This is a genomic window from Denitrobacterium sp. (assembly GCF_056180635.1).
This window is the reverse complement of the sequence record NZ_JAZZJS010000021.1, coordinates 1-1720: the sequence shown is the minus strand read 5'-3', so window position 1 is coordinate 1720 and position 1720 is coordinate 1. Positions and strand designations below refer to the sequence as shown.

Genomic DNA, 1720 nt, shown 5'->3' with positions numbered 1-1720 from the left:
CACCTGGAGCACGTGCCCGCTCGCGCGAAGCGCCTCCTTTTCGGGAGAGAAATCCCTGATGGTCGTGCCGGTTCGCCGATAGAGCATCGCCTCATCGAGCTCGCTTTCGATGGTTGCATGGACCTCGTGCGCGTCCGTGTCTTCCAAATCCGGCTCGCCTGCCGAGCAGTACGCGAGCTGCTGCGAGTAAACCAGGGGATGCACGATGGAATCGAGCAGGTAGTGGCACAGAAAGCCCAACGCGTAGGCGCGTCCGATCGCGCGATCCTCTTCAGGCAGGGTGGTGAGGGATTGCTTGAGCGCGACGAGCAGCTCGCTCGGCTTTTCGTGATGCATGGCAACGCCGAGTGCGTGATACTTGGCTATGGACGGCGCGAGCACCGTGAAGAACAGCGGGTCGGGCCCTTGGCTTCCCAGATGGAAGGCATCGCGCTCATTCGCCGAATCGCCGATCAGGCTTTCAAAGCGCTGATAGGCATCCTCTGCGAAGAAGTGGTGCGTGATGATCGAGGGCATGAAACCTCGCCTTCCGATGCTGACTGCGAATGCGCATCGCCGCGCTTCCTGGTAAGGGGATGCGGCGATTGAAGGATAACGCCGGGACGCGTAATGCATCAAGACGGTGGCCAAACGGCACGAAAAGCATAAACTTGCACGGCATTTCGTGCGGTTTGCGGGCGATATGGCGCGCTTGCTCGCTTCTGAAACGGTCTCGTAAAATGCTGTGTCTATAATGGCACCGATGCAGGGCAAGAAAGCGCTGCGAAACCGCCGCATCGCGATGATGCACATGCGGAGCCAATGTGACTAACGCGAGAAAAGGACGTAAGAGTTATGGCTTGGACGAAAGCGATTCCCGCCCATCCCGTCGTTGCGGTTGCCGGTGCTACCGGCGCGGTGGGCCAGGAGTTCATGAACGTGCTTCACGATCTGGATTTCCCTGCTGCAGAAGTGCGTGCGTTGGCTTCTGCGCGCTCTGCGGGGAAGAAGATCGAGTTCGCCGGTTGCGGCCAGGTGCCTGCGGGCGAGCTGACCGTGCAGGAAATGACCCCTGAGTCTTTCGAGGGCGTTGACATCGCCTTGTTCAGCGCTGGCGCGGGCGTGTCCAAGCAGATGCGCGAGGCCGTGGTGGCCGCGGGTGCTGTCATGATCGACAATTCCAGCGCGTTCCGCATGGAAGACGACGTTCCGCTGATCGTGCCCGAGGTGAATCCCGGTGACATCAGCTGGCACAACGGCGTGATCGCCAATCCCAATTGCACGACCATCATCATGTCGCTTCCGCTGAAGGCGCTGCACGACGTGGCGCCCGTGAAGCGCGTGGTGGTTTCCTCCTATCAGGCAGCCAGCGGTGCGGGCGCACCGGCCATGGCCGAGCTGTATGACCAGACGCGCGAGTTCTTGGACGGCAAGCGCGGCAACGAGCTCACCGTGAAGGCCTTCGCGCACCAAATCGCGTTCAACTGCATCCCGCATATCGATGTGTTCCTGGAAGACGGTTCGACGAAGGAGGAGTGGAAGATGGTCGTGGAGACCAAGAAGATCTTCCATGCCGACATCGCCGTCGCTCCGACGTGCGTGCGCGTGCCGTCGCTGCGTTGCCATGCCGAGGCCGTGAACGTCGAGTTTGCCGAGCCGATTTCGGTGGAGGCGGCACGCGAGGCATTCGAGGCGTTCCCGGGCGTCACGCTGATGGATGACCCGGATAACAAGGTGTATC

The 1720-nt window shown here is 61.0% G+C and carries 2 protein-coding genes; one reads left to right on the top strand and one right to left on the bottom strand.

What is annotated here, in order from left to right:
* Positions 1-792 (bottom strand): zinc dependent phospholipase C family protein (locus tag AC04P6_RS01765; RefSeq protein WP_475564875.1); only part of this gene is annotated, 792 nt, incomplete at its 3' end.
* Positions 793-834: 42 nt separating this feature from the next.
* Between AC04P6_RS01765 and AC04P6_RS01760 the strand changes: the two genes are divergently transcribed.
* Positions 835-1720 (top strand): aspartate-semialdehyde dehydrogenase (locus AC04P6_RS01760; protein WP_475564874.1); only part of this gene is annotated, 886 nt, incomplete at its 3' end.